The organism is Streptomyces sp. NPDC000410 (genome assembly GCF_040300305.1).
Taxonomy (GTDB): Bacteria; Actinomycetota; Actinomycetes; order Streptomycetales; family Streptomycetaceae; genus Streptomyces.
Genome location: NZ_JBEPDM010000051.1, coordinates 24353 through 46867 on the forward strand (window position 1 = coordinate 24353; position 22515 = coordinate 46867).

At 71.6% G+C, this 22515-nt stretch carries 18 protein-coding genes; 12 read left to right on the plus strand and 6 right to left on the minus strand.

Going from position 1 to position 22515, the window contains the following annotated elements; genetic code table 11:
• Nucleotides 1-43 precede the first annotated feature (43 nt).
• The 10 genes from ABT342_RS31945 (at nucleotide 44) to ABT342_RS31990 (ending at nucleotide 8276) form a co-directional block, all read left to right on the plus strand.
• A complete protein-coding gene (locus ABT342_RS31945) occupies nucleotides 44-934 on the plus strand; it encodes a nitroreductase/quinone reductase family protein (protein ID WP_351581571.1) in 891 nt (296 codons plus the stop codon).
• A 213-nt stretch (nucleotides 935-1147) separates the two neighbouring features.
• Nucleotides 1148-1888, plus strand: coding sequence for a M23 family metallopeptidase (locus tag ABT342_RS31950; protein ID WP_351581573.1), 741 nt, complete (start codon nucleotides 1148-1150; stop codon nucleotides 1886-1888).
• 58 nt (nucleotides 1889-1946) lie between these two features.
• Nucleotides 1947-2339, plus strand: a complete 393-nt coding sequence (locus ABT342_RS31955; protein ID WP_351581575.1) for a MerR family transcriptional regulator — start codon at nucleotides 1947-1949, stop codon at nucleotides 2337-2339.
• 3 nt (nucleotides 2340-2342) lie between these two features.
• Complete coding sequence (trxA, locus tag ABT342_RS31960; protein WP_351581577.1) at nucleotides 2343-2675, plus strand: thioredoxin; 333 nt, start codon at nucleotides 2343-2345, stop codon at nucleotides 2673-2675.
• Nucleotides 2676-2800: 125 nt separating this feature from the next.
• Entirely contained in the window at nucleotides 2801-3364 is a 564-nt protein-coding gene (locus ABT342_RS31965; RefSeq protein ID WP_351581580.1) for a Chromate resistance protein ChrB, read from the plus strand.
• Nucleotides 3365-3402: 38 nt separating this feature from the next.
• A complete protein-coding gene (locus tag ABT342_RS31970) occupies nucleotides 3403-4527 on the plus strand; it encodes an MFS transporter (RefSeq protein WP_502965652.1) in 1125 nt (374 codons plus the stop codon).
• Between the two features lie 427 nt (nucleotides 4528-4954).
• Complete coding sequence (locus ABT342_RS31975; protein ID WP_351581584.1) at nucleotides 4955-5488, plus strand: hypothetical protein; 534 nt, start codon at nucleotides 4955-4957, stop codon at nucleotides 5486-5488.
• A gap of 96 nt (nucleotides 5489-5584) precedes the next feature.
• Complete coding sequence (locus ABT342_RS31980; RefSeq protein ID WP_351581586.1) at nucleotides 5585-6421, plus strand: DUF4097 family beta strand repeat-containing protein; 837 nt, start codon at nucleotides 5585-5587, stop codon at nucleotides 6419-6421.
• 86 nt (nucleotides 6422-6507) lie between these two features.
• The gene (locus ABT342_RS31985) at nucleotides 6508-7491 is read left to right on the plus strand and encodes an ATP-binding cassette domain-containing protein (protein WP_351581588.1); all 984 of its coding nucleotides are present in this window, start codon (nucleotides 6508-6510) and stop codon (nucleotides 7489-7491) included.
• Nucleotides 7488-8276, plus strand: a complete 789-nt coding sequence (locus tag ABT342_RS31990) for an ABC transporter permease (protein ID WP_351581590.1) — start codon at nucleotides 7488-7490, stop codon at nucleotides 8274-8276. The genes ABT342_RS31985 and ABT342_RS31990 overlap by 4 nt, the downstream gene beginning before the upstream one ends.
• Nucleotides 8277-8364: 88 nt before the next feature.
• On the opposite strand, the gene ABT342_RS31995 is transcribed toward ABT342_RS31990, so the two are convergent.
• Nucleotides 8365-9390: a DUF6817 domain-containing protein gene (locus tag ABT342_RS31995; protein WP_351581592.1), complete on the minus strand. Its 1026-nt coding sequence runs from the start codon at nucleotides 9388-9390 to the stop codon at nucleotides 8365-8367.
• 182 nt (nucleotides 9391-9572) lie between these two features.
• Between ABT342_RS31995 and ABT342_RS32000 the strand changes: the two genes are divergently transcribed.
• A complete protein-coding gene (locus ABT342_RS32000) occupies nucleotides 9573-11783 on the plus strand; it encodes a HelD family protein (RefSeq protein WP_351581593.1) in 2211 nt (736 codons plus the stop codon).
• On the opposite strand, the gene glgB is transcribed toward ABT342_RS32000, so the two are convergent.
• The 5 genes from glgB to ABT342_RS32025 all read right to left on the minus strand — a co-directional run bounded on the left by glgB (nucleotide 11740) and on the right by ABT342_RS32025 (nucleotide 21055).
• Complete coding sequence (gene glgB, locus ABT342_RS32005) at nucleotides 11740-14016, minus strand: 1,4-alpha-glucan branching enzyme (protein ID WP_351581594.1); 2277 nt, start codon at nucleotides 14014-14016, stop codon at nucleotides 11740-11742. The genes ABT342_RS32000 and glgB overlap by 44 nt on opposite strands.
• Before the next feature lie 55 nt (nucleotides 14017-14071).
• Nucleotides 14072-15484, minus strand: a complete 1413-nt coding sequence (locus ABT342_RS32010; protein WP_351581596.1) for a maltokinase N-terminal cap-like domain-containing protein — start codon at nucleotides 15482-15484, stop codon at nucleotides 14072-14074.
• Between the two features lie 236 nt (nucleotides 15485-15720).
• On the minus strand, nucleotides 15721-17508 hold the full coding sequence (gene treS, locus ABT342_RS32015) for a maltose alpha-D-glucosyltransferase (protein WP_351581598.1): 1788 nt from the start codon (nucleotides 17506-17508) through the stop codon (nucleotides 15721-15723).
• The gene (locus ABT342_RS32020; protein ID WP_351581604.1) at nucleotides 17505-19493 is read right to left on the minus strand and encodes an alpha-1,4-glucan--maltose-1-phosphate maltosyltransferase; all 1989 of its coding nucleotides are present in this window, start codon (nucleotides 19491-19493) and stop codon (nucleotides 17505-17507) included. Before ABT342_RS32020 ends, treS begins: the two co-directional genes overlap by 4 nt.
• 617 nt (nucleotides 19494-20110) lie before the next feature.
• Nucleotides 20111-21055 carry an SDR family oxidoreductase gene (locus tag ABT342_RS32025; RefSeq protein WP_351581600.1) on the minus strand — a complete coding sequence of 315 codons (945 nt, stop codon included), beginning with the start codon at nucleotides 21053-21055 and terminating at the stop codon, nucleotides 20111-20113.
• A 104-nt stretch (nucleotides 21056-21159) separates the two neighbouring features.
• Here ABT342_RS32025 and ABT342_RS32030 point away from each other — a divergent pair, with 104 nt between their 5' ends.
• Nucleotides 21160-22113 (plus strand): AraC family transcriptional regulator, encoded by a 954-nt coding sequence (locus ABT342_RS32030; protein WP_351581601.1) that lies wholly within the window; start codon nucleotides 21160-21162, stop codon nucleotides 22111-22113.
• The last annotated feature ends 402 nt before the right edge of the window (nucleotides 22114-22515 follow it).

Here is a 22515-nt window from a genome sequence, read left to right on the forward strand (position 1 = left end):
CGGAAAGCGGAGACATGGAGGCTCGAGGACCGAGGGACGGCTCTTGCCTCTCCAGTTCAACGAACAGATCATCAACGAATTCCGCACCAACGCCGGAGTGCTCGGCGGCCCCTTCGAGGGATGGGTGCTTCTTCTTCTCACCACCACCGGGGCCCGCAGCGGCGCCACCCACACCACCCCGCTCGGCTTCGTCGAGGACGGCGACCGGCTGCTGGTGGTCGGCTCCGCGGGCGGCTCCGACCGGCACCCCGACTGGTATCGCAACATCCTGCTGAACCCGCAGGTCACCGTCGAGCTCGGGGCCGAATCCTGGCAGGCCACGGCCGTCGCGGCGAGCGGCGCGGAGCGCGACGAGCTCTTCGCCCGCGTGGTCGCGGTGGCGCCCGGCTACGCCGACTACCAGAAGCAGACCGAGCGGGTCATCCCGGTCGTCGCGCTCTACCGGATCCCGGTGGACGACTACCGGCCGCCGACCCGGCTCGACGCCCTCGCCGACGAGATCGTCAAGATCCACGACTGGCTCCGGGGCGAGCTGACGGCACTGCGCGAGCGGCTCGACGCGCACCTCACGACCGGGGGCGGGGACGGGGGCGGGGCGGGTGCCCGGCCCGCCGCCGGGCTGACCGTCGAGCTGCGCAAGCACTGCCTGACCTTCTGCTCGGCGATGGCGGTCCACCACGGGGGCGAGGACACCGGTCTCTTCCCGTACCTCGCCCGCGAGTTCACCGCCCCGGAGGTCCAGGAGGCCCTCGACCGGCTGCGCCGCGAGCACACCACGGTCGCCCGGATCCTGGACGACCTCCAGGCCCTCCTGGCACGTCTCGACGAGGGCGATCCCGACGAGCTCCGCGCGGAACTCGCCAGGCTCCAGTCCGAGCTGGAGACGCACTTCGCGTACGAGGAGGAGCAGATCATCCCGCTCCTGCGCGCCTGACCGGCCGGCGGGTCGGCCCCTCGCGCCTGTCCCGCCCCGGTCGGCGGTCCACCGTCGGCCGGGGCGTCGTGGCGCGCCTGAACTTCCGTAAGTGGTCCGCCGTGTTCTCCATCGAGGCGGTGGACATCCAAGCATTCGTCCAGGAATATCCCGATCTCCGCATGAGCGGCGTGGCGCCTCGTCACTCGTCACCCGCTCGTGGAGGAGACCGTCGTGAAGATCCGTCGCCGCGCCACCGCACTGGCCGGAGCCGCCGTGGCCACGCTCGCCCTGGTGCCCGGCCCCGCCCACGGCGACGCGCGGGTTCCGGCGCCACCGGTGTCCACCGCGGTTCGGCCACTGGCCGCGGACACCGCGCTCCGGCTCGCCGCGGCGGTGCGCGCCCAGGCCGACGCCCAGCGCACGGCGGCCACAGCGGCCATGGCGGCCGAGGCCCGGCACGCGGCCGCCGGGGCCCGGCGGGCCCAAGAGGCGGCGAAGCGCCACGCCGCGCGGAAGGCGGCCGCCGAACGCAAGGCGCGTGCGTCGCGTGCCGCGGAGCGGCTGCGCAGGGCGTGGGTGAGACCCGTGGACGGCCACGTCCTCGGGGCGCCCTTCGGTATCGGTGGCCGCCTCTGGTCCCATCGGCACAGCGGCCAGGACTTCGTCGTCCCGACGGGCACTCCGGTCAGGGCGGTCCATTCCGGCACCGTGGTGGAGGCGGGCTGGGGCGGGGCGTACGGCTACCACGTCGTGATCAAGCACGGTCCGGGTACGTACACCCAGTACGGCCATCTCTCGGCCCTCGCCGTCCACACGGGCCAGCGTGTCGGCACGGGTCAGCGGATCGGCAGGTCGGGCAGCACCGGCAACTCCACCGGCCCGCACCTGCACTTCGAGGCCCGGACCCGACCGGTGTACGGCTTCGCGGTCCCACCGCTCGCCTTCCTGCGGGCGCGTGGCGTCGCCCTTTGACCCGGGTCCCGAAAGGCGCTTTGCCTTGACGCCGACGTCAAGGCTTACCGTCGTGGACATGCGAATCGGCGAGCTGGCGGAGCGGGCGGGCACGACCACGCGGACTCTGCGCTACTACGAGTCCCGCGGGCTGCTGCCCGCCCGGCGCTCGGTGAACGGGTACCGCACGTACGACGAGGAGGACCTGCGGCTGCTCCAGCAGATCCGGACCCTTCAGGACTTCGGGTTCGAGCTGGAGGAGACCAGGCCCTTCGTGGAGTGCCTGCGGGCCGGTCACCCGGCGGGGGACGCGTGTCCCGCGTCGCTGGACGTGTACCGGCGCAAGCTGGCCGAGCTCGACGAGCTGATCGGTCGGCTGCAGACGGTACGCGACCAGGTCGGTGCGCAGCTTCTCCGGGCCGAGGCCGAGCTGCCGGGAGGCCCGGATCCGCAGTGTGAATGGGGAGGTTGACGGATGATGCAGACAGAGGGCGTCGCGTCGGTGACGGACGCGGACTTCGACCACGAGGTGCTGGGCGCGGACCGCCCGGTCCTGGTGAAGTTCACCGCGGACTGGTGCGGGCCGTGCCGCCAGCTCGATCCGGTGCTCAGCGCCATAGCGGGGGAGGAGGCGGACCGGCTCAAGGTCGTGCAGCTCGACGTCGACACGAACCCGGAGGTCACGGCCCGGTACGCGGTGCTGGCGACGCCCACGCTGATGGTCTTCAAGGCGGGGGAGCCGCTGAGGTCGATGGTGGGCGCGCGGCCGAAGCGGAAGCTGTTGCAGGAGCTCGAGGACGTGCTCTGACACGGCCACGGCCTCGGGAACGACGCAACCGTCATGAGTACGGAGCGGGCCCCGGCGGGATGGCGGGACCCGCTCCGCGTCCGCGGGTCACGTGAAGGTGTGTAACGCCTGCTACATTCACGGCCGTGACTGAGGCAGAGCAGGCAACGTCGTGGCTGGTCCTGGTGATCAAGCTGCCCGCGGAGCCGTCGCGGCACCGGGTGGCGGTGTGGCGGGAGCTGCGCAAGATCGGGGCCCTGTCGCTGGGGCAGGGCATCTGGGCGGTCCCGGACGTGCCGGTCTTCGCCGAGGGCGTCCGGCGTGCCCTGGCCCTGGCCGACAGCGCGGGCGGACAGGGCGTGACGCTCCAGGCGTCCGGCCGCACCCCCGAGGACGCCGCCAGGTTCAGGGGGATGTTCAACGCGGCCCGCTCGGCGGACTGGGCGGAGTTCCTGGCGGACTGCGGCAAGTTCGAGGAAGAGATCGCCAAGGAGATCCGCAACGCCAAGTTCACGCTGGCCGAGCTGGAGGAAGAGGAGCAGAGCCTGGAACGGCTGCGCCGCTGGCACCGCGACCTGACCGCGCGCGACGTCTTCGGCGCCCCGGAAGCGGCCGAGGCCGCGACGCGGCTCAGGCGGTGCGCCACCGCGTGCGAGGACTACGCCGAACGCGTCTTCGCCGCCCTGCACACCACCGGTGAGGACGCCTGATGACCCAGCAGCCCATATCCGCGGCCCCGCGTCGGGCCATGTGGCCGCTGTACGCGGCCGGATTCACCACCGCCTTCGGCGCGCACGGCATCGCCGCCAACCTCGGCGGCTTCTCCGAGGACGCCGTCACCTCCCTGCTCGTCCTGGGCGGACTGCTCGCCCTGTACGACGGCGCCGAGGTCGTTCTCAAGCCGGTCTTCGGCTCGCTGGCCGACCGCATCGGCGGCAAGCCGGTCCTCCTGGGCGGCCTGATCGCCTTCGCCGCCGCCTCCGCGCTCTACGCGGTCGCGGACAGCCCCGGCTGGCTGTGGGCGGCCCGCCTCGGTCAGGGCGCCGCCGCCTCCGCGTTCTCCCCCTCCGCCTCCGCCATGGTGGCCCGGCTCAACCCGGCCGCCAAGCGCGGCCGCGCGTTCGGCAGTTACGGCTTCTACAAGTCCATCGGCTACACCCTCGGCCCGCTCCTGGGCGGCGTTCTGGTCTGGGCCGGTGGCCTGCGCCTGCTGTTCACGGTGATGGCGCTGTGCGCGGCCGGCGTGGCGCTGTGGGCCGCGCTCGCCGTGCCCGTCGTTCCGCCGCTGCCCCGCAAGCGGCAGACCGTCGCCGACCTCGCCCGGCGCCTGGCCGACCGCTCCTTCCTCGCGCCCACCGCCTGCCTTGCCGCCGCCACCGCCGCGCTCTCCGTCGGCGTGGGCTTCCTGCCCGTCTCCGGCGCCGCGGCCGGGCTCGGCACCATCGCGACCGGTGCCGCCGTCTCCGTCCTGGCCGCGACCGCCGCCGTGGTGCAGCCCAAGGCGGGCCACGCCCTGGACACCGGGCGCCTGACCACCCGCGTCGGCCTGCTCGCCGGACTGGGGCTGACCGCGGCGGGTCTCGCCGCCGCGATGCTGCCCGGCCTGACCGGCGTGCTGGCCGCCGCCGCTCTCATCGGCACCGGCACCGGACTGATCACCCCGCTCGGCTTCGCGGCTCTGGCGGCCGCGACGCCGGAAGAGCGCATGGGCCAGACCATGGGCTCCGCCGAACTCGGCCGTGAACTCGGCGACGCGGGCGGCCCCCTGCTCGTCGCCGGCGTCGCCGCCGCTTCCACCCTCACCTACGGCTACGCGACCCTCGCCGCGCTGCTGGCGGCGGGCGCGCTTCTCTCCCTCGCCCGCCGCGGCTGAGCTGTCCCACCGCACCCCGGGGCCACCGTTCCCGGACGTGGACGGCAGCCATGGCCGCCCCCGAACCGGGCGGCGGACCGGACCCTCCCCGTCGCCGGCAAGAGGTCCGGCGCTCCGGCCGCCGAAGACGTGCCACGCCTTGAGGCGTGGCACGTCTCCCCGGCACCGGTCCGGCAGAGGGACGCCGCATGACGCCATCCGCTGCCACGTGGCACCGAATGGCGCCATCTGGCGCCGCGTGGCGCGCCATGGCGCCAAAGATTTTCCGCCGTGGCGCCACGGGTCGACGCTAACGCTTCTGACCTGCACGTTTCTCCGGTTACTGTTGCCGAGTCAAGTGGTGTTCGCCCCCGCCCCGCCCCCCTCCTCGCCTCGACGCGCACCATCTGGGCTACCCATGACGCCATACGTGTGCCATGATGGCGTCATGGACCTCACCCCGTACGTCGACCGCCTCCGTCAGGAGCTCGCCGTCGCCGCCGAAACCGGCGGCGAGGAAGCCCGGGCCCTGGCCGAGCGCCTCACCGCACCGCTGGACTCGGCCGCCCGGCTCACCCTCCTCACCGCCCTCTCCGCGGCGATGAGCGAGGTGACCCGCGAGCTGGCTCCCGGATCGGTCGACGTACGGCTGCGCGGCGCCGACCCCGAGTTCGTGGTCACGCTGCCCCCGGCCCCGGTGCAGGAGGAGGCCCCGCCGCGCGCCGAGGTGGCCGCGCCGCTCGCCCCGCCCCCGGTCCCGGAGGGCGACGACGGCGCCTCGGCCCGTATCAACTTCCGCCTGCCGGCCCATCTCAAGGCCCGCCTGGAGGAGGCCGCGGGCCGCGAGGGCCTCTCGGTCAACGCCTGGCTGGTCCGTGCCACGGCCGCCGCGCTGGACCCGGCGGCCCGCCCGGCCGCAGCTCCCGCCGCCGCGGCGGACCGCGCCCGCGGCGGCCGGGGCTTCACCGGCTGGGTTCGCTGACGCCCACAGGCCCACAGGCCCACAGGCCCACACGCCCGCCCCGCACCACTTCCCCCTCTTCTTGGTCACCCATTCCGACAGGACGGGAACATCGCCATGCCTTCCTTCGACACCCCCAAGCCGATCACCGCCGTCATCGACCTCCAGGTCGGCACCGCGCGGATCGTCGCCACCGACCGCACCGACACCGAGGTCGAGGTGCTCCCCGCCAACGCGGCCTCCGACAACGATGTGCGTGACGCGGAGCAGACCACGGTGACCTGCTCGGGCGGGGTCCTCACGGTCAAGGCCCCGCGCAGGCGCTCCCCGTTCAACAAGCCGGGCGCCGTGGACGTCCTCATCGGCCTGCCGGCCGGCTCCGAGCTCCAGGGCACCGTCGGGGTCGGTGACTTCCACTGCACCGGCCGGTTCGGTGACACCCGTCTGAGGTCCTCCGTCGGCGACATCCGCGTCGAGGAGGCCGCCGGCGTCCGGCTCCGGAACGACCTGGGCGCGATCCGCCTCGAACGCGCCACCGCGGCCGGCGAGATCACCGCCGCGGGCCCGGTCACCGTCGGCCGCGTCGACGGCACCCTCACTGTCAAGAACGGCAACGGCGACACCGAGCTCGACGAGGTCACCGGCGCGCTGGAGATCTCCGCCGCCAACGGCCGGATCGAGGTGGGCACCGCTCACGCCGACGTCGAGGCCAAGTCCTCCAACGGGCCCATCCGCATCGACCGGATCACCCGCGGCAAGGTCACCCTGCGCGGCTCCGTGGGCAACATCGAGGTCGGCATCCCCGCCACGACCGCCGCGTGGGTCGACGTCCACACCGGCGTCGGCGCCCTGCGCAACTCCCTCACGGACGCCGTCGGCCCCGGCGACGCCATCGACACCGTCGAACTCCGCGCCCGCACCACGGTCGGTGACATCCACATCCGCCGCGCCTGACCCGTAAGGGCGGCCCACGCCCGTAACCTCACCGCCTCACCGCCTCACCGCCTCCTGCCTTCCACTCCGCCAAGGAGCTATCTGTCATGCCCACATCACAACTCAAGCGCCACGCGACCGCCACCCAGGCGCCCGCCTCCCTCCGCGCCACCAACCTCACCAAGTCCTACGGCGACAAGCAGGTCCTGCGCGGCATCGACCTGGACATCCCGGCCGGCAGCGTCTTCGCCCTGCTCGGCCCCAACGGCGCCGGCAAGACCACCACCGTCCAGATCCTCTCCACACTGATCACCGCCGACGGCGGAACCGCCCAGCTCGCCGGGTACGACGTGGGCCGCGAGCCCGATGCCGTACGGAAGATCATCGGCGTCACCGGCCAGTTCGCCGCCGTCGACAACCTCCTCAACGCCGAGGAGAACCTGATGCTCATGGCGGACCTGCATCATCTGCCCCGCGCCGAGGGCCGCCGCCGCTCCGCCGAACTGCTGCGCCGCTTCGACCTCACCGAGGCCGCGAAGAAGCCGGTCACCACCTACTCCGGCGGTATGCGCCGCAAGCTCGACCTCGCCATGACCCTGGTCGGCGACCCGCGCATCATCTTCCTCGACGAGCCCACCACCGGCCTGGACCCGCGTTCCCGCCGCACCATGTGGGACATCATCCGCTCCCTGGTCGCCGACGACGGCGTGACGATCTTCCTCACCACCCAGTACCTGGAGGAGGCCGACCAACTGGCCGACCGTATCGCCGTACTGGACGGCGGAAAGCTGATCGCCGAAGGCACCGCCGACGAGCTCAAGCGCCTGATCCCCGGCGGCCACATCTCCCTGAAGTTCGCCGACGCGGCGACCCTGGACCTGGCCGCCACCCACCTCGCCGCCACCGGCCGCAACGACGAGGAACTCACCCTCCAGATCCCCTCCGACGGCACCGTGCCCACCCTCCGCGCCGTGCTGGACATCCTCGACGGCGCCGGCATCACCCCCGAGGCCCTCTCCCAGCACACTCCGGACCTCGACGACGTCTTCCTCACCCTGACCGGCTCCGAGAAGCAGGAGATCTCCCGATGAGCAGCCTCGCCTACGCCGCCCGTGACTCCGTCACCATGTTCCGCCGGAACATCAAGCGCGCCGTGCGCTACCCGTCCGTGGTCATGACCATCATCATGATGCCGGTCCTCTTTCTCCTGCTCTTCACCTACGCCTTCGGCGGTGCGCTCGGGGCGGGAATCCAGGGGCCCCAGCTCGAGGGCGACTACATCGACTACATCGCTCCGGGGATCATCCTGATGACCGTCGCCACCGGCTCCATCGGTGCCGCGCTCGGCGTCTGCATGGACAAGACGGAAGGCATCGTCAACCGCTTCCGGACCATGCCGATGTCCCACGCCTCCTTCCTCACCGGACACGTCCTCTCCAACCTCGTCCAGACCGCCCTCGGCACGGCCGTGGTCACCGCCGTCGCCCTCGCCATCGGGTTCCGTCCCGACGCCACCGCCGTGGAGTGGCTGGCGGCCACCGGTCTCCTCGCCTTCCTCGCCTTCGCCCTGACCTGGATCTCGGCGGCCATGGGGCTGGTCGCCAAGACCGTCGAGTCCGCCTCGAACCTGCCTATGCCGATCACCCTCCTCCCGTTCCTGGGCAGCGCCATCGTCCCCACCGACACCATGCCGTCCTGGATGCGCGTGTTCGCCGACCACCAGCCCTTCACCCCGACCAACGAGACCGTCCGGGGCCTGCTGATGGGCACCGAGATCGGCAACAGCGGCTGGATCTCGCTGGTCTGGTGCACCGGGCTGGCCCTGCTCGGCTACGTCTGGGCGAAGTCGGCCTTCAAGCGGGGCGTCGCCAACTGAACCGCCGGGCGTCCACAACTGAACCGCCGAGACCACGGAGACGTCCCGCGGCCCGTCCGAGGCCCGCGGGACGTCTCCGTGCGCGCCGTCAGCGCAGCGCGAGCGTGATCTGGCGGCGGTTGATGTTCACGCCGACGACCTCGACGCTCACCTCGTCGCCGACCTGCGGCTCCCGTTCCGCCAGGTCGGCCACGGGGACGAGACCCACCATCCCGTCCCGCATGCGCACGAAGGTCCCGATCGGCGCGCGCTTGGTGATGACCACCCCGGGCACGATCCGGCCCAGCTGGCTGCGGGCGAACTCCCGCATCGGGTCCGGTTCCAGGTCCTTGAGGGACAGCTCGGCCTCGACGCGCGTCCAGTTGATCTCGAGCACGGTGGCGGTGACCTCCTGGCCGACGCTCAGCAGCTCGGACGTATGGGCGAAGTACTCGGACGACCAGGTCAGTTCGGCGCAGTTGATGAAGCCGTCCTTCCCGCCGCCCAGCTCCACGAACACGCCGAAGCTCTCCGTGCCGGACACGACCCCGCGCCGGACCTCACCCGGCTCCAGCCCCTGGAGGAAGGCGGTGCGGGCCTCGATGCCGGGGTCGAGACCGGTACGGAGGTCCTTGCGCGCCGACTCGCTCAGCAGGGGTGCGAAGCGGGCGAAGAGCATGAGGAGCCGGCCGCCCCACTCGGTCCGGAACGCGTCGTTGACCTCCGCGAGGTCGAGCTCGTTCGCGGCGGTCAGTTCGGCGAATTCCTGCCGTTGCCGCAGGGTAGGCGTGAACGTCTCGCCCGTGAACCGGTCGCGGAAGACGGCGTCGTCCTGGGCCAGCGTGGCGTACGAGAGCTCGCGGTCGCAGCTCGCGTAGAAGTACACGAGTGCTTCCGCCTCCTCCCCGATGGCGGCGGCCAGTTCGCCGCGCCGCTCCAGCGGCAGCAGCGAGGTGCTGAAACCGTCGGTCCCGTAGAAGGCGTGGCACAGCCCGGCAAGCTGGAGCTCGGGCCGCGCTCCCCACCAGGCGAGCCGCTCCCGCACCCGCTCCAGATGGGCGAGCAGGGTCCCACCGGGGTGTTCCAACCCCGCCGCGCCACAGGCCCGCAGCAACTCCGCCGCCCGACCCGCCATGAGTCCCTCCGTGATCACGCCCGCATGCCCGGCATGCCCTACGCAAACAAAAACCCCCGACCGAATTGACGGTCGGGGTATTTATTCGCGTATATTTGATAGTTGCTATCCGCGCGCAGGTGAAGCCTGCAGTAAAGCGCGGAGAAATTCAATAAACGCACTGTATCGCGTCAGGAGCTGAATTGTCAACCGAGGAATTGCGGCAGGAACAACAATTCGTCTCCCTCGTCCATGAGCGGCTCGACCAGCTCAGGGCCGAGGCCGAGGCCGCGGTACAGGGCGCCGTCGGGCAGAACGGCACCGGCCGCCAGGCACGCGTCGAGCGCGATGTCGCCGTCATCGAGCACTCCGCGACGCTCGCCGCGCTGAATGCCGCCGACAGCGGACTGGTCTTCGGGCGGATCGACCGGCGCGACGGCACGACGCACCACATCGGGCGCACCGGAATCCGGCGGGACGACGCCGAACGCACCCCGCTGCTCATCGACTGGCGGGCCCGGGTCGCGCGGCCGTTCTATCTCGCGACCGGTTACGAACCGATGGGGCTGCGGCGCCGGCGGCACATCACCACCGAGGGCCGCACGGTCACCGGGCTGCACGACGAGATCATGGATCTCAACGACCCCACCCGCACCGGATACGAGTCCCACGACGCCGACGAGGTGCTCCTCGCCGCGCTGAACAGCGCGCGCACCGGCCGGATGGGGGACATCGTCTCGACCATCCAGGCCGAGCAGGACCGCATCATCCGCGCCCCGCAGCGCGGAGTGCTCGTCGTCGAGGGCGGGCCGGGGACCGGGAAGACGGCCGTCGCGCTGCACCGGGCCGCCTATCTGCTGTACGCGCACCGCGAGCAGCTCGCCAAGCGGGCCGTCCTGATCGTCGGCCCCAACCCCACCTTCCTCGGGTACATCGGCGAGGTGCTGCCCTCGCTCGGTGAGACGGGAGTGCTCCTGGCGACCGTCGGCGAGCTGTTCCCCGGCGTCCACGCCACCGGCACCGACACGCCCGCCGCCGCCGAGGTCAAGGGAAGGGCGGAGATGGCCGGTGCCCTCGCCGAAGCCGTACGCGACCGGCAGCGGGTGCCCGAGAAGGACGAGCCGCTCGTCATCGCGCACGACGACGGGGACCTGGTCCTCGACTGGGACATGGCCGTCGAGGCGCGGCACAAGGCCCGCGAGACCGGGCTGCCGCACAACCTCGCCCTGCCCACCTTCGCCTTCCGGATCATCGACGATCTGACGACCCAGCTCGCCGACCGCATCGGCGCCGACCCGTACGGCGGACCGAACTTCCTCGGGCCCGACGACATCGCCCAGCTCGGCAAGGCCATCGCCGCCAGCCCTGACGTCCACGCCGCCATCACCTCGCTCTGGCCCCCGCTCGCCCCCCAGGAGTTCCTCGCGGACTACCTGGAGGACCCGACCCATCTGGCGGACCTGGACGCGGAGCTGATCCGGCGTCGCGCGGGCGGACCGTGGACGCCCGCCGACGTACCCCTCCTCGACGAGACCGCCGAACTCCTCGGCCACGACGACTCCGCCGCCCTCGCCGCCGCCGAGGCCGAGCGGGCGCGGCAGATCGCCTACGCGCAGGGCGTACTGGACGTCTCGTACGCGTCCCGGACCTACGAGTTCGAGGACAAGCACGACGAGGATTCCGAGGTCCTCGCCGCGCACGACATCATCGACGCCGAACGCTTCGCCGAGCGTCAGGAGGAGGCCGATCACCGCAGCGCCGCCGAACGCGCCGCCGCCGACCGGACCTGGGCGTTCGGCCACATCATCGTCGACGAGGCGCAGGAGCTGTCGGCGATGGCCTGGCGGCTGCTGATGCGCCGCGCCCCGACCCGCTCCATGACCCTCGTCGGCGACCCGGCCCAGACCGCCGACCCGGCGGGATGCGCCTCCTGGAAGGAGATCCTGGAGCCGTACGTCGGCGACCGCTGGGAGCTCGCCCGGCTCGGCGTCAACTACCGTACGCCCGCGGAGATCATGGACTACGCGTCCGAGCGCCGCCGAGCCACCGACCCGGCGTTCACCCCGCCGCGCTCCATCCGTTCGACGGGCGTACGGCCCTGGGAGAGCACGCTCCCGCTGGCCGAGGTGGCCCGGCTCGCGCGCGCCGAGGCCCCGGCCGAGGGGCGGCTCGCGGTCATCGCGCCCCGCGAGCTGCACCCCGCCCTCTGGGACGACGGGCCACTGGATCTGTCCCGGCCCGTCGTCCTGCTCGACCCGCGCCAGGCCAAGGGCCTGGAGTTCGACACGGTCCTCGTCGTCGACCCGGACCGGATGAGCGCCAACGACCTCTATGTGGCGCTGACCCGGGCCACCCAGCGGCTCGGCGTGATCACGCCGGCTTCAGCCACACCGTCGCCAGCGGCGGCAGAGTGAGCTCGACGCTCGTGCGGTGACCGTGGGCGGCGACCGACTCCGGCTTCAGCGGGTCGGGGTTGCCCACGTCACCGCCGCCGAACCGGGCCGCGTCCGTGTTGAGCACCTCCGCCCAGACGGGGACGGTGGAGGGGACCCCCAGCCGGTACTCCTCCCGGACGACGGGGGAGAAGTTCGACACCGCCAGCAGCGGGGCACCCTGGGCGTCGAACCGGAGGAAGGCGAAGACGTTGTCCTCGGCGGCCCCGCCGTCGACCCACGCGAAGCCCTCGGGAACGGTGTCCCGCTGCCACAGCGCGGGCGTCACGGCGTAGACCCGGTTCAGCTCGCGCACCAGGTCACGCACGCCCCGGTGGTCCCCCGCCGAGTGGTACGTCTCGTCCATCAGCCACCACTCGGGGCCGTGCTCGTGCGACCACTCGGCACCCTGCGCGAACTCCTGCCCCATGAAGAGCAGTTGCTTGCCGGGGTGCGCCCACATGAAACCGAGGTACGCCCGGTGGTTGGCGCGCCGCTGCCACCAGTCGCCGGGCATCTTCGACACCAGGGCCTGCTTGCCGTGCACCACCTCGTCGTGCGAGATCGGCAGGACGTAGTTCTCGCTGTACGCGTACACCATCGAGAAGGTCATCTCGTTGTGGTGGTACTTGCGGTGCACCGGCTCCTTCGACACGTAGACCAGCGAGTCGTGCATCCAGCCCATGTTCCACTTCAGGCCGAAGCCGAGACCGCCGAAGCCGCCGGGCCCGACATGGTGGGTGGCCCGGGTGACCCCGTCCCAGGCGGTGGACTCCTCGGCGATGGTGACCACGCCGGGGCAGCGCCGGTAGACCGTGGCGTTCATCTCCTGGAGGAAGGCGACCGCGTCCAGGTTCTCCCGGCCGCCGTGCTCGTTCGGGGACCATGCGCCGTGCTCGCGCGAGTAGTCGAGATACAGCATCGAGGCGACCGCGTCCACCCGCAGCCCGTCGATGTGGAACTCCTCGCACCAGTAGACGGCGTTGGCGACCAGGAAGTTGCGGACCTCCTTGCGGCCGTAGTCGAACTCCAGCGTCCCCCAGTCGGGGTGCGCCGCCCTGGCCGGGTCGGAGTGCTCGTACAGCGGACGCCCGTCGAACTCCGCCAGCGCCCAGTCGTCGCGGGGGAAGTGCGCCGGCACCCAGTCCATGATCACGCCGATGCCGGCCCGGTGCAGCGCGTCGACCAGGTGCCGGAAGTCGTCGGGGGTGCCCATCCGGGACGTCGGCGCGTAGAAGCCGGTGACCTGATACCCCCACGAGCCCCCGAACGGGTGCTCGGCGACCGGCATCAGCTCGACGTGCGTGAACCCGAGCTCCCGGACGTAGGCCGGGAGTTGGACCGCCAGCTCGCGGTACGTCAGGCCAGGCCGCCAGGACGGCAGGTGCACCTCGTAGACCGAGACCGGCGACTCGTGGACGGGACGGTCGGCGCGGTGCGCCATCCACTCCTCGTCGTGCCACTCGTGGTGCGCCTCCGTCACGACCGACGCCGTGGCCGGCGGCACCTCGGTGCGGCGGGCCATCGGGTCCGCGCGCACGGTGTGGGAGCCGTCGGGCCGGGTGATGTCGAACTTGTAGAGCGCGCCCTCGCCCACACCCGGCACGAACAGCTCCCACACCCCGCTCCCGCCGAGCGAGCGCAGCGCGTGGGCCGTGCCGTCCCAGTAGTTGAAGTCCCCGACGAGCCGCACCCCCCGGGCGTTGGGCGCCCAGACCGTGAAGCGGGTGCCGGTCACTCCCTGGTGCGTCATCGGCCGGGCGCCGAGCGCCTGCCACAGCTCCTCGTGGCGGCCCTCGCCGACCAGGTGCAGATCGAGATCGCCGAGCGCGGGCAGGAACCGGTACGGGTCCGCGAACTCGAGCGTCGCGTCCTCGTACGCCACCTGCAACGCGTACTCGGGGACCTTGCGCAGCGGCAGTACGGCGGCGAAGAAGCCGTCCCCCTCGTCGTGCAGCTCCGCGCGCAGCCCCTTGGCGATGACCGTCACCGACAGCGCGTACGGGCGCAGCACCCGGAACAGCAGTCCGCCGCGCACCGAGTGCGCGCCGAGCAGTGCGTGCGGGTCGTGGTGCGCGCCGCTGAGCAGCCGCTCCCGGTCGGCGCCGTCGAGGGGCTCGGCCGGTCGTACGCCATGACGGGTGTCCTTGGCGGCGGCGTCCTTGGTACGGGCGGAGGGGGTGGGGGGTTTGGCGGCAGGCTTGCGGGCGGTCACGGGGGCGGCCTCCTTGGCGGGGTGTCGGGGGTGCGGTCACGGGGTCCGGGGCGCGTCAGCCCCCCGGAAGGGCAAGCCTCTGGATCGCCGACATCGGGACCGGCAGCCAGTCCGGCCGGTGCCGGGCCTCGTACACGACCTCGTAGACCGCCTTGTCCGTCTCGTAGGCGCGCAGCAGTTCCGGCTCGGCCCGTGGATCGGTGCCCGAGGCATCCGCGTACCCCTCGCAGTACGCCGCCCGGCAGCGCGCCGCCCAGGCGGGGTTCCAGGGGCGGTGCGAGTGGGCCGCGTAGTCGAAGGAGCGCAGCATGCCCGCGATGTCCCGGACGGGCGGCTGCACCCGGCGGCGCTCGGCGAGCGGACGGGCCGGCTCGCCCTCGAAGTCGATGACCGACCAGCTGCCGTCCGGGGTGCGCAGGGCCTGGCCGAGGTGCAGATCGCCGTGGATGCGCTGGCTGTGCTGGCCGCGCTGTGCGCGCCCGGCGCCGCCCGGCCCCGCGTCGGCGATCGCGTCGAAGGCGGTGCGCAGTCCTCGTACGTACGGCAGCAGTGCGGGCACGGCCCGTACGGCGGCGTCCAGGCGCTCGTTCATCGCGGTCGCCAGGTGTTCGGTCTGCGGGCGGCCGAGCGAGACGGTCGGCAGGGCGGCGGCCAGCGCGGTGTGCACCTCGGCGGTGGCGCGCCCCAGCGCGCGCGCCTCGCCGGTGAAGTCCCGACCGTCGGCGAGGGCCTTCAGTGCCAGCTGCCAGCCGTCCTGCGAACCGCGCAGATACGGCTGGAGGACACCCAGGGTGCACGGTTCGGGCGCGTCGGACTCGTACCAGGCGACGGGCGCGGGCACCCGGTCGCAGCCCGCCCGCGCGAGCGCGAGCGGCAGCTCCAGATCGGGGTTGATGCCCGGATACACCCGGCGGAAGATTTTCAGAATGTACGAATCCCCGTACACCAGCGAGGAGTTGGACTGCTCGGCGTCCAGCACCCGGGCGGGCAGTCCGCCCCGCACCGGCGCCGCCCGGTCGAAGCGCAGCGGCCCGAACCGGCCGGGGGTTCGCAGCCGCTCCAGCAGCAGGGCGGCGAGCCGGGGGTCGTGCAGCCCCTCGTAGACGGCCCGGCCGGCCAGCGGTCCCGACGTGACGCGGCCGATCAGCGCGGAGGCGAGATGCGGCGGCAGGGTGGTGCGTACGCCGAGGAGCAGCTGGTAGCAGTCGGCGGTCTCCCGGGTGGTGGCTTTCGTGCTCGCGCCCTTGCCGCCCGCCGGTCCGGGCTGCTGGACACGGACGAGCAGATGCAGCAGACCGGGACCTGTCGAGTCGACCGGCAGCAGTTCGGCGGCCGAGACCAGCAGGAAGCCGGCGACCGGGCGTCCCTTGCCCGCGAACCACCGCTGCCGGGGCAGCCATTCGTGCAGCAGCGGGGTGAGCGAGGGAAGCAGAGCCACGGGGGTGCGGGTGGATGCAGCCTCCGACATGGCATCGCGTCCTTTCCCCGGGCACACCACAGGATGCGAAGAGTGTCCCGGATTGCGACAATACAGGCTGTCCGGGCTGTGCGTGGGGGTCCTCCCGCCGAAGGCAGGGGGAGTGTCGGCTGAGGATGATCCGTACGGGCTCCGTACGGAATCGGTACGGAATCTCGATATGAGGGGGAGCGTGCCCCGTGCGGGGCGGTGACAACCGCCCCGCACACGAGCTGGCATGTGCCGGATTACGCCCGCGCGACCCGCGCCCGCTCCGCCGTCCTCGCCGGCTTCGCGGATTCCTTCCGCACGGTCCCGTTCACCACGGTCTCCTTGGGCGCGGCCTCCTTGCGCAGCCGGAACCAGTAGAAACCGTGCCCCGCCAGCGTCAGCAGGTACGGCCACTCACCGATCGCCGGGAACCGCACCCCGCCGATCAGCTCCACCGGGTGACGGCCGTTGAAGGCCCGCAGATCCAGCTCCGTGGGCTGGGCGAACCGCGAGAAGTTGTTCACGCACAGGACGAGGTCGTCCTTGTACTCGCGGAGGAACGCCAGCACCGCCGGGTTGGACGACGGCAGTTCGGTGTACGAGCCCAGCCCGAAAGCGGGGTTCTGCTTACGGATCTCGATCATCCGCCGGGTCCAGTGCAGCAGCGACGACGGCGACGCCATCGCCGCCTCCACATTGGTGACCTGGTAGCCGTAGACCGGATCCATGATGGTCGGCAGATACAGCCGGCCGGGATCGCACGACGAGAAGCCCGCGTTGCGGTCCGGGGTCCATTGCATCGGGGTCCGTACGGCGTCCCGGTCGCCCAGCCAGATGTTGTCGCCCATCCCGATCTCGTCGCCGTAGTAGAGGATCGGCGAACCGGGCAGCGACAGCAGCAGCGCGGTGAACAGCTCGATCTGGTTGCGGTCGTTGTCGAGCAGCGGGGCGAGGCGCCGCCGGATGCCGATGTTGGCGCGCATCCGGGGATCCTTGGCGTACTCCGCGTACATGTAGTCGCGCTCTTCGTCGGTGACCATTTCGAGCGTCAGCTCGTCGTGGTTGCGCAGGAAGATGCCCCACTGGCAGTTCGCCGGCTTCTCCGGGGTCTTGGCCAGGATCTCGGAGACCGGATAGCGCGACTCCCTGCGCACCGCCATGAAGATCCGCGGCATCACCGGGAAGTGGAACGCCATATGGCATTCGTCGCCGCCCGCCGGGAAGTCGCCGAAGTAGTCGACGACGTCCTCCGGCCACTGGTTGGCCTCGGCCAGCAGGACCGTGTCCGGGTAGTGGGCGTCGATCTCCTTGCGGACCCGCTTCAGGAACTGGTGCGTTGCCGGAAGGTTTTCGCAGTTGGTGCCCTCCTCCTGGTAGAGGTAGGGCACGGCGTCCAGCCGGAAGCCGTCGATGCCGAGGTCCAGCCAGAAGCGCAGCGCCGAGATGATCTCCTCCTGCACGGCCGGGTTCTCGTAGTTGAGATCCGGCTGGTGGGAGAAGAAGCGGTGCCAGTAGTACTGCTTGCGGACCGGGTCGAAGGTCCAGTTCGAGGTCTCCGTGTCGACGAAGATGATCCGCGCGTCCGGATACTGCTTGTCGTCGTCGGCCCAGACGTAGTAGTCGCCGTACGGGCCGCTGGGATCCTTGCGGGACTCCTGGAACCACGGGTGCTGGTCGCTGGTGTGGTTCATGACGAAGTCGATGATGACCCGCATTCCGCGCTGGTGCGCGGAGTCCACGAATTCCACGAAGTCCGCGAGGTCGCCGAATTCGGGGAGCACGGAGGTGTAGTCGGAGACGTCGTAACCGCCGTCACGCAACGGCGACTTGAAGAAGGGGGGCAGCCACAGGCAGTCGACGCCCAGCCACTGCAGATAGTCGAGCTTGGCGGTGATGCCCCTGAGGTCGCCGACGCCGTCGCCGTTGCTGTCCTGGAAGGACCGTACGAGCACTTCGTAGAACACGGCGCGTTTGAACCAGTCGGGGTCCCGGTCCTTGGCGGGGGTGTCCTCGAAGAGGTCGTGGACGGGCTCGTTGACGATCATGATGTGGGTGACCCTCCGATCGGCGGGGACGGTCGCAGGACGACGATGTGCGCAGGCGTGACGCCAGGCTCGAGGCGCACATAGTTGGCCCTGCCCCAGTGATAGGTCTCGCCGGTGAGCTCATCGCGCACCGGTACGGTCTCGTGCCAGTCGAGGCCGAGCTCCGGCATGTCAAACGAGACCGTCGCCTCCTGGGTGTGGTGGGGGTCGAGATTGACGACCACCAGAACGATGTTCGAACCCGATCGCTTGCTGTAGGCGATGACGGAGTCGTTGTCCGCGTGGTGGAAGTGGAGATCCCGCAGCTGCTGGAGCGCGGGGTTGCGGCGCCTGATCCGGTTCAGCGCGGTGATCAGCGGGGCGATGCTGCGCCCCTCGCGCTCCGCCGACTCCCAGTCACGGGGCCGCAGTTGGTACTTCTCCGAGTCCAGGTACTCCTCGCTGCCCGGCTTCAGTGGAGTGTTCTCGCACAGCTCGTACCCGGCGTACACGCCCCAGGTGGGGGAGAGGGTCGAGGCGAGCACGGCCCGCGCCTCGAAGGCCGGACGGCCGCCCTCCTGAAGACAGGCGTGCAGGATGTCCGGCGTGTTGACGAAGAGGTTGGGCCGCATGTACGACGCGGCCTCGCCGGACAGCTCGGTCAGATAGTCGGTCAGCTCCTGCTTGGTGTTGCGCCAGGTGAAGTACGTGTACGACTGCTGGAAGCCGGCCTTGGCGAGCGTGTGCATCATCGCGGGGCGGGTGAACGCCTCCGCCAGGAAGATGACATCGGGATCGGTGCGGTTGATCTCGCCGATCACCTTCTCCCAGAAGACCACCGGCTTGGTGTGCGGATTGTCGACACGGAAGATCCGCACGCCGTGGTCCATCCAGTGCCGCAGCACCCGCAGGGTCTCCGCCACCAGGCCCTTCATGTCCTGGTCGAAGGCGATCGGGTAGATGTCCTGGTACTTCTTCGGCGGATTCTCGGCGTACGCGATCGTGCCGTCGGCGCGGTGGTGGAACCACTCGGGGTGCTTCTGCACCCACGGGTGGTCGGGGGAGCACTGGAGAGCGAAGTCCAGGGCCACCTCCAGACGCAGATCGCGGGCGCGGCGCACGAACTCGTCGAAGTCGTCGAGGGTGCCGAGCTCCGGGTGGACCGCGTCGTGGCCGCCCTCGGGCGAGCCGATCGCCCAGGGGACGCCGACATCGTGCCGGCCCGCCGTCAGGGCGTTGTTGGGGCCCTTGCGGTGGGTCGTGCCGATGGGGTGGATCGGCGGCAGGTAGACGACGTCGAAGCCCATCGCGGCGATGGCCGCGAGGCGCTGCGCGGCGGTCCTGAAGGTCCCGGAGACCGGCTTGCCGCGCTTGATTGTGGCGCCCTCGGAGCGCGGGAAGAACTCGTACCACGACCCGAACAGCGCGCGCGGGCGCTCCACCTGGAGCGGCAACGAGGGCGAGGCCGTGACCAGTTCGCGCAGCGGATAGCGGGAGAGCGCGGCCACCACCTTGGGGGCGAGGGTCGCGGCCAGTCTCTCGGCGGGCGTACGGCTCTCGTCGCGCAGCGCGTCGGCCACGGCGAGCACCGCCTCCCTGCCACCGCCCTTCTTCGGCACCCCGGCCGAGGCCCGCTCGTACAGCTCCGCGCCCTCGGCGAGCACGAGCGCGGTGTCGATCCCGGCCGGGATCTTGATCTCGGCATGGTGGCGCCAGGTGGCCAGAGGATCGCTCCAGGCCTCGACGCCGTACGTCCAGCGCCCTTCGGCGTCGGGAGTGACATCGGCGCCCCAGCGGTCGGTACCGGGGGCGAGCTCGCGCATCGGCGTCCAAGGCCCCTTGCGCCCGCCGGGGCCGCGCAGGACGACATTGGCGGCGACCGCGTCATGTCCTTCGCGGAAGACGGTGGCGGTGATCCGGAACGTCTCGCCGGCCACCGCCTTCGCGGGCCTTCGGCCGCACTCGACGAGCGGGTGTACGTCCGAAACGGGAATGCGGCCAATCAGCGGGTTCACGGCATCACCTGGGGGCTGTACGGGCATGGCGGGTCGAGCGGGCGGTTTCGCTGCACGGGGTGTGGACGTTCTTTGTAACTGCTCCGTCGACTGCTGGCGGGCTGCGGGCATGGCCGCTCCTGTCCGCGTTCACTCGAATGGACTCGAATGGAAGAGGCTCACTCTGTGGGGCTCGCTCTGTCGGCTTGCTCTGTGGGGCTCGCTCTGTCGGGCTCAACTCCAGGGGGGAGCCTTCCCAGGCTCGGACGGGGGGCAATCCGGTGGTTCTGTACCTAGTAGTGCGCGGGCGGGCGCGCAAGGACTTGGAGCGCCCCCGTACGGAAACGAGGAACCGGCCCCGCGTCGGTGGTGGCGGCGGGGCCGGTTTTGGTGGCTGGTGCAGGGGTCAGCCGGTCACCCGCAGCAGCCGGTTCGGGGAGCCCGTGCCCCAGGGCGGACAGGTCGATCCGGCTGTGGCGGTCCTCGGTCTCATGAGTCCGGTTCCCCTCCCTCTCGTCTCCCGCTCGTCATCGGCAGCCTCTCGTGCGGAACGAATCACCACAAGAGCGCATGAGGGTCCGGAATCAGTCATGTCGGTTCACGTGTCAGCTCACGTGTCGGTCCCGGTGTCAGTCCCGTGCGGCCGCCACCTCGTCCGCCCACACCTGCCACGGCATACGCGACACCCACGACTCGACCGGCTCCGGCCGCAGCGCGAGGGCGTCCGCCGAGATACCGCCGTCCCCTGCCAGCAGATCCTGGCTCGCCCCGCCACTGGCCATGTAGTGGTAGATCCCGGCCACTCCGGCCGCCGCGTCCGCGCCGACGACCCGCGCGAGGGCGTGCTCGAAGGCATCCGCGGGGAGCGGTACGTAGCGCACGTCGCGGCCCAATCCCGTCCCGAACGCCGCCGCGAGCTCGGCTCCCGTGACCGTGCGCGCCCCGCCGATGTCGTACGTACGGCCCGCCGCGTCCGGCACGGTGAGCGCCGCGCACACCGCCTCCGGGAGGTCCCGGTGCGAGAGCCAGGCGACGGGGGTGTCGGCGGGCAGCGGGTAGGCGAGCGTGCCGTCCCGCACCAGCGCCGGGCCGTTCCACGGGCTGAACAGGTTGTCCAGATAGACCGGCGGGCGCAGCACCACCAGCTCCACCGGGCTGTTCCACAGCCGCTTCCGGAGCACGGACTCCGCCAGTCGCCGCGTCTCGAACGCGGCGACGCCGGTGATCTCCGCAGGAATGCGCGTGTTGGCGTTGTGGACCAGCCGGACGATCCCCGCCGCGAGCGCCGCCTCCGCCAGGTTCCGCGCGTACCTGCGGATCCTCACCGGGTCGTACTCGAGCGGCATCACCACCGAGGCGTGCGTGGCGCCCGCCAGCAGATCGCGCACGGCGTGCGGGTCGGCCAGGTCACCGGGGACGTAGGTGAGGCGCGTGAGGTCGGGGCGGCCCTCCGGGGGCCTGCGGGTCAGCGTACGGACCTGGTGGCCGCGCTCGGTGAGCAGACGGGCGACGGCGCCGCCCTGGTAGCCGGTCGCTCCGACGACCGCCACCCGCATGGGGCTGTGACCGGACATGTGTGTAAGGGCCCTTCGTTAGGGTGTTCGTGCCACTTCCAGACTGCGGACGTGGGCGTCGGCGCATCAATTAACAAACGGGCGCGGAGGTTGAGGATTCGTCCATGGATGACCTCGTCATGGAGGACCTCGTCAGCGAGTTGCTGAAACCTCTGCGCCTCACCGGGGTCTTCGACAGCCGCTGGCACGTGAACGCCCCCTGGGCGATCGAGGGCGACGCCGAGCAGAGCTGCGCCGTGCTGCACTACGTCGTCGACGGCCACTGCTGGGTCGGAGCCGATGGCCGCACCCCGCTGGAGCTGCGCGCCGGAGACCTGGCCGTCTTCCCCACTGGCACCGCCCACCGGCTCGCCGACCGGCCCGAACGCCGGGGCGTGCCGCTCCGGGCCGTCCTGCCCGAACGCCGCCCCGGCACCTCGGGCGCGATCCGCATCGGCGGCGACGGCCCCGAGAGCCGGCTGCTCTGCGCCGGACTGCACTACGACGCCGGCGCCGCCACCGGGCTGTACGGGGCGCTGCCCTGGGCGCTCGTCCTCGACCGCCGCCAGGTCGACGACGAGCCGCTGCTGCGCGACACGCTGCGACTGCTGTCCTCGGGGCGCCCGGCCGGCCCCGGCGATCGGCTCATCACCCTGCGCGCCTTCGAGATGGCGTTCGTACTGGCCCTGCGCCCGCTGCTGCGCGAACTGGCCGACAACCCCGCCGCTCTCCCGGCCCTCCGGCACGCCGGTGTCAGCAAGGCCCTGGTGATCGTCGCGACCCGGTTCGCGGAGCCGTGGACCGTCGAATCGCTGGCCCGCGAGGCGGGCATGTCCCGCTCGGCCCTCACCGCCGCCTTCCGCACCCTGGTCGGCGAGTCCCCGGCCCGCCACCTGACCGGCCGCCGGATGCAGGAGGCGGCGCGGCTGCTGTCGGAGACATCGGTGCCGCAGGGGGCGGTGCCGGGGCGGGTGGGCTACCGGAGCGCGGTGGGCTTCCACCTCGCCTTCCGCAAGTGGTTCGGCACGACGCCGGGCGACTACCGCGCGAAGGGCCTCGCGGGGCCGGCTGGTTCTTGACGCCCGCGTCGGGCGCGGGTGTGGGGCGGCGCCTGCGGCGGGCTTCTTTCCCCACCCTGCCCTCCCCCAGAGCTTCGCCTGGGAGGTACCCCCATCCCGAATCGGGGGCTCTGCCCCCGAACCCCCGCGCCTCAAACGCCGGCGGGGCTGGAGTGTGGGGCTGAGCCCCCACTGCCAGCCCGTCCGGCGTTTGAGGACACCGCCCGAAGGGCGGTACGGGGTCTGGGGGCTTGCCCCAGTTCGGGAAGGGGTGGGGCGGGGAGAGAAGCCCGCCGCAGGCGCCCCCGGCCCGAGCCGCCCCCACCCCCCTCCCCATTACCTTCTTGGTGGTCCCGCAATGGGGCGCCCGGCCTCCGGAGTTGGCATGACTTTCTCCCCCTGTCGAACGCATGGCCTGGGGGG